Origin of the sequence: Vibrio sp. 10N.286.46.A8 (assembly GCF_041470165.1) — a bacterium.
GTDB lineage: Bacteria > Pseudomonadota > Gammaproteobacteria > Enterobacterales > Vibrionaceae > Vibrio > Vibrio tasmaniensis_A.
In genome coordinates, this window is sequence record NZ_JBFRLX010000126.1 from 1 (window position 1) to 5492 (window position 5492).

The 5492-nt window shown below is 46.0% G+C and carries 5 protein-coding genes; 3 read left to right on the forward strand and 2 right to left on the reverse strand.

The genetic code is table 11. The features are described from left to right. Positions 1-145: 145 nt before the first annotated feature. Positions 146-1081, reverse strand: a complete 936-nt coding sequence (locus tag AB4232_RS13310) for a LysR family transcriptional regulator (RefSeq protein ID WP_372087307.1) — start codon at positions 1079-1081, stop codon at positions 146-148. Positions 1082-1197: 116 nt separating this feature from the next. On the opposite strand from AB4232_RS13310, the gene AB4232_RS13315 reads away from it, so the two are divergent. The 3 genes from AB4232_RS13315 (at position 1198) to AB4232_RS13325 (ending at position 4314) form a co-directional block, all read left to right on the forward strand. After that, positions 1198-1881: an SDR family oxidoreductase gene (locus AB4232_RS13315; protein ID WP_372087308.1), complete on the forward strand. Its 684-nt coding sequence runs from the start codon at positions 1198-1200 to the stop codon at positions 1879-1881. A gap of 83 nt (positions 1882-1964) precedes the next feature. After that, complete coding sequence (locus AB4232_RS13320; protein WP_372087309.1) at positions 1965-3173, forward strand: MFS transporter; 1209 nt, start codon at positions 1965-1967, stop codon at positions 3171-3173. Positions 3174-3225: 52 nt separating this feature from the next. Next, a complete protein-coding gene (locus tag AB4232_RS13325) occupies positions 3226-4314 on the forward strand; it encodes an alkene reductase (protein ID WP_372087310.1) in 1089 nt (362 codons plus the stop codon). Positions 4315-4611: 297 nt separating this feature from the next. Here the strand turns inward: AB4232_RS13325 and rlmJ are convergent, their stop codons facing one another. Continuing rightward, positions 4612-5478 carry a 23S rRNA (adenine(2030)-N(6))-methyltransferase RlmJ gene (gene rlmJ / locus AB4232_RS13330; RefSeq protein ID WP_372087311.1) on the reverse strand — a complete coding sequence of 289 codons (867 nt, stop codon included), beginning with the start codon at positions 5476-5478 and terminating at the stop codon, positions 4612-4614. Between the last annotated feature and the right edge of the window lie 14 nt (positions 5479-5492).

The window sequence follows — 5492 nt, forward strand, 5'->3', positions numbered from 1 at the left end:
GAAAGGCTCGCGTGACTAATGCGAGCCAGATGCAACTTAGGGGGTAAACTGCAATTCGGTAATAGAGTTTATTTGATCAATAAAGCTTCAAAGGCACTATAGATCTATCGTCATTGAGGTTTCATTTTCAATAGATTAACGATAATTAATCTCTGCCTGATTTCTCGACCAAGTCATTAAAATTATCAAACAGATAATCCAAAAACAGCCGAGTACGTTTCGGCTGATATTTCTTGCTGATGTACACCACATTCAAGTCGGCGCTCGATACTGACGTAGAGGTATTGAAGTTCTTCATATAGCCATTAAGTAGCGTCACAAGGCGTTGATTATTGATGTCATCTTGCACATCGAGTACCGACTTCAACGCAATCCCTTCTCCTTGCAATGCCCAGTATCGAATCACTTCACCATCGTCTGAAAATCGCTTCGGCACAACCGTCACAGCCTTCTTCATATCATGATCTTGAAAGTGCCATGTTTTTAGCTCTTCATTGCTACGAAGCATAGCCAAACAGTCATGTTCAACCAAATCTTGTGGCTTGATCGGCGTGCCGTGTCTAGCGAGATATTCTGGTGAAGCGCACAGCACTCGTCGGCTTGGTGATAAGCGTCTTGAGATCAAACTACTATCAACCAATTCTCCGTAGCGAATCACGATGTCCATGCCTGATTCAGCGATATTCGATAGATTATCGTTCAAATACAGGTAGGGAATAACGTCTGGATACTGCTGACAAAATTCCGACAAAATAGGAAGGATGTACTGCTTTCCGATGTCTTTAGGTGCCGCAATCTTTAGTGGGCCTTTAACCTCTTTAACGCCATTTTGAATCAGGTTTTCAGCCTCGCTGACGTTATCCAATATCTCCAGACACGCCTTGTGATACAGCTCCCCTGAGTCAGTTAAAGACACATGTCTTGTGCTTCGGTTCAGCAGCTTCACACCATAACGCTCTTCCAACGCCTGAAGCCTTGCTGTCATGGTCGCAGGAGAAAGCCCTAACTCTCGCCCCGCCGCTGCTAACCCGTGATGCTTAACAATGCTCACGAACATCGCCATATCTGAAAACTTGTCCATTCACCTCTCCTACTATTCAGTTAATCCGAATAATGATTTTATATTTTAGCCAATTATCAAATTTAGTCGAATAAATATAATGACAACCATCAGCAGAACACGCAGGAATTCAGAACATGAACAACGAACTTACAAACCAAGAAAAGCACACATTCGTCATCATTGGTGGAACATCAGGTATCGGCAAAGCATTAGCAATGCAATTGAGAAACGAAAACAACACAGTCCACATTGCCAGCCGACACACCGGCGTTGATATCAGCAATGAGAAATCGGTTTGTGAATACTTCGAATCGATCGGTGCATTTGATCACTTGGTGATAACCGCGGGTTCATACGCTCCCGCAGGAAAAGTGACAGACGTTGCTATCGCAGACGCAAAAGCAGCATTTGATACCAAGTTTTGGGGAAGCTTAAACGTAGCCAAGCACGCCGCACGTTACATGACTCCAAACGGCTCAATCACACTAACCACGGGCATGCTGTCACGCAAAGTGGTTGCTGGTACTTACGTAAAAACCGCGATTAATGCCGCGCTAGAGAGCGTAACTAAGGTGCTTGCCAAAGAACTTTCACCGATTCGAGTCAACGCGGTCAGCCCCGGCCTTACGATGACCGAGGCTTACAAAAACATGGACGATTCAGCTCGTACAAGCATGTACGACAACGCGAAAAACAACCTACCAGCAGGCAAAGTCGGAGAGGCTAAAGATATCGCAATGGGCTATCTATTCGCGATTAACAACCCATACGTAACGGGGTCAATCATCGACATCGATGGCGGTGCTCTACTCGGCTAACACTCCGCAAAGAAACAAAGAACAATCGTTAGGGCGTGTATGTAAACGTCCTAACAAACAAGAATTAACACAGGTACTTCACTATGAAACCAGAAGCGATCTATAAAGAAAAGATCCCATTCCAAGTTTGGATACTGACACTCGCAGCTTTTGCCATCGGCACCGCTGAGTTTGTTATTGCAGGCATCCTTCCACAAATTGCCACATCCCTTTCGATCACCGAAGGTCAAGCCGGATACCTAATCAGTGCTTACGCATTGGCTATCGTTATTGGTGGCCCGATCTTAACCATCTACCTCGCACGTTTTAACAAGAAGATGGTACTGATTGGCTTAATGGCTTTGTTCATCATCGGTAATATCTTGTCAGCCTTAGCTCCTAGCTACCCACTTCTACTTGCAAGCCGCGTTATCGCAGGCTTAGTGCAAGGTCCTTTCTATGGCATAGGTGCCGTTGTCGCGACCAATTTAGTGTCTGAGAAAATGGCAGGTCGTGCTGTTGGTCAGATGTTCGCTGGCTTAACGCTCGCTAACGTTCTTGGGGTTCCCGCAGGAACTTGGGTGAGCTTGCAATTCGGTTGGCACACCACTTTCTTTACCGTGGCAGCACTTGGCACCATCGCCATGATTTCAATCTTAACGTCAATAAAATCTTCAGGTCACAGCGAAGCGAAAGACATCAAAACTCAGCTGTTGGCATTCAAAAATCCAATGCTTCTCATCAGCTTGGCGATCACCGCTTTTACTTGGTCTGGCTTCATGACGCTTTACGGCTACCTTGCGCCTATCGCCATGCACATCACGGGTTACGGTCAAGAATCAGTCACTTGGATCTTAGTGATTGTTGGTGTCGGCTTAATCATCGGTAACACCTTGGGCGGACGCTCTTCTGACAAAGATTTAGGCAAAGCATCGATGTTTTGGGCTATCGCGATGATCGTTTCATTGGTAGTGGTTGGCCTTGTTGTAGACAACAAAATCCTATTCGTTGCAGCTGCATTTGTCTTTGGTATTGCATCATTTGCGAACGTTCCTGCTATGCAGCTTCGAGTAATGAACCACGGTGGCGAAGGCCAAGAGCTAGCAGCAACCGCGAATATCTCAGCGTTTAACTTGGCCAATGCCTTCGGTGGCTTCTTAGGCGGCATGGTACTCGACAGCCAACTAGGCGCAGGAATGATTCCATTCGCAGCCGTTGTTGTCCCAGTGATTGGTTTGTTGCTTATTGCAAAAGCCAACCGAGCTGAAAAGCCACAAAACGACTCTATCTTCAGCCCTGCGGAATCGAAATAGTGACCACCGCACGCTAAATCAATCAACACATGACCGACACAAGGTAAATACCATGAGCAAATTATTCGAAACAGCAGAACTCAAAGATCTAGAACTACAAAACCGTGTGGTTATGGCCCCCATGACACGCGCTCGTACAAGCCAACCTGGAAACGTGCCAAATGAAATGATGGCGACTTACTACCAACAACGTGCCAGTGCTGGGCTAATCATCACTGAAGCGACACAAATCTCAGATGACTCTCAAGGATACTCATTCACACCCGGCGTTTACACACGCGAACAAGTGGAAGGTTGGCAAGGTGTCACCTCTGCCGCTAAAGAACAAGGCGCTGCGATATTCTGCCAACTATGGCATGTGGGGCGCGTGTCTCATCCAACCTTCCAAAAAGGCGAGTTGCCGATTGCACCTTCTGCACTGGCACCTATAGAAACGCAGGTTTGGATCTCTGATGAGAATGGTAACGGCAACATGGTGGATTGCATCCAACCAAGAGAGATGACCCAAGCCGATATTGATCGTGTGGTTCAAGATTTTGCTGAATCAGCAAAAAAAGCGGTCGAGGCAGGGTTCAATGGCGTGGAAATCCATGGCGGCAATGGTTACCTGATTGACCAGTTCCTAAGAACCAACTCAAACAAGCGTACCGACAACTACGGTGGTAGCCGCGAGAACCGACTTCGCTTTCTAATCGAAGTGGTGGATGCAGTGATTGATGCAATTGGTGCCGATAAGGTGGGCGTTCGTTTAGCTCCGTTCATCACCTTCAAAGACATGAACTGCCCAGACATCGTGCCAACGATTTTAGAAGCGTCAAAGGAACTGCAAGCTCGTAATATCGCTTATCTGCATCTATCAGAAGCCGATTGGGATGACGCACCTGTGATACCTGAAAGCTTCCGTGTAGAGCTAAGAGAACTATTCTCCAACACAATCATCGTCGCTGGCAGCTACACACCAGAACGCGCCGAAGAAGTGTTAAGCAAAGGCTACGCTGACCTTGTCGCATTTGGTCGCCCATTCGTAGCTAACCCAGATCTCGTATCACGCCTACAAAACGGCAGTGAACTATCCGATCTTGATGGCGCCACTCTGTTCGGCGGCAACGAAAAAGGCTATACCGATTATCCGGCGTTGTAGTGGATTTTGAAGTGCTAACAATGCCTTAAGTTTTCTTTCAGGCAAAAGAAAGGCTCGCGTGACTAGTGCGAGCCTTATGCAGTTTAGGGGGTAAACCACAATCTGATATTAATTTGGGATAATTATTTAACTTATGAGCCAGTATGCACCTGTGCGCATTGATGTACTATTTTTATATGATTCATCGCGATAAATCAATCGATAAAAGTTAGAGTTTGGTCAATTTAAACCATACAGATTGAAATGATTTAGCGATCTACATCTCGAAAATCATCATAAAACCCATAAAAATCAGATCTATAGGCTTCTCATTTGCCAGTAGCCTTCACCATTGGTCGAGAGTTGGCTGTGTAAATAATCAAGCGTATCTGCGACTATTCCTGAAATGCCTTGTGGTGGGTTGAATAACAACAAACCACTGCCGATTAGGCGATCATCACCCTTAGGGTCTCGAAGGCGAAGCTCCGACTTAATTGGACTTGGCAGCAAACCATCTTTCACTGCAGTAACACAGTGATTCAGAATCAGTGAGCTCTTGTCATCCGTGTAAAGCGGGTACCAAATCAGTGCAGATACCTTTTCTGATTGTTGATACGCTTTAACCAAGGCATCAATCACTGCGAGATATTCAGAATCGGTTTCATAGGGAGGATCGATAACAATCAGGTGATGATTATCGTGTTTTGCTACGTCGTCAGGCAACGCTTTAAGCCCATCACCCGCGGTAATAGTCAGCTTGCTTGAGATATCAAGATTACACTGTAACCTCTCAATATTAGTTTGCAGTAAATCAGCTTCATCTTGCTGAATGTCTGAAAAATAGAAACTATCTTGGCTGCGGCCTTGTTGGTAAGTGATGGCGGCAGAACCCGGATAGAGAGAGATAAGTTGATTCGGATTGTAGTATTCCAACACCGACATAAAAGAAGCGAATGCTGGAGGAAGATAAGCTTTGTTTCGCCACAAGTACCCGACCCCTTCAGCGAACTCACCGGCGTGATTGCTTGGCGCTGTAGTGAGGTCATAACACCCTGTGCCTGAATGCGTGTCGATAACATTGAGGCGAGAGTGTTGCTGCATTAATGATTTAACCAGTGCACTCAATACTGGATGCTTGAGTGCATCACCGTGGTCGCCTACATGACATTGATGTCGATATTCCATTCCCTTGCCTCATT

Bases quoted from the DNA above. Each gene is read 5' to 3' on its own strand.
- AB4232_RS13310 (WP_372087307.1), bottom strand. From the start codon at position 1,081: ATGGACAAGTTTTCAGATATGGCGATGTTCGTGAGCATTGTTAAGCAT.
- AB4232_RS13315 (WP_372087308.1), top strand. From the start codon at position 1,198: ATGAACAACGAACTTACAAACCAAGAAAAGCACACATTCGTCATCATT.
- AB4232_RS13320 (WP_372087309.1), top strand. From the start codon at position 1,965: ATGAAACCAGAAGCGATCTATAAAGAAAAGATCCCATTCCAAGTTTGG.
- AB4232_RS13325 (WP_372087310.1), top strand. From the start codon at position 3,226: ATGAGCAAATTATTCGAAACAGCAGAACTCAAAGATCTAGAACTACAA.
- rlmJ (WP_372087311.1), bottom strand. From the start codon at position 5,478: ATGGAATATCGACATCAATGTCATGTAGGCGACCACGGTGATGCACTC.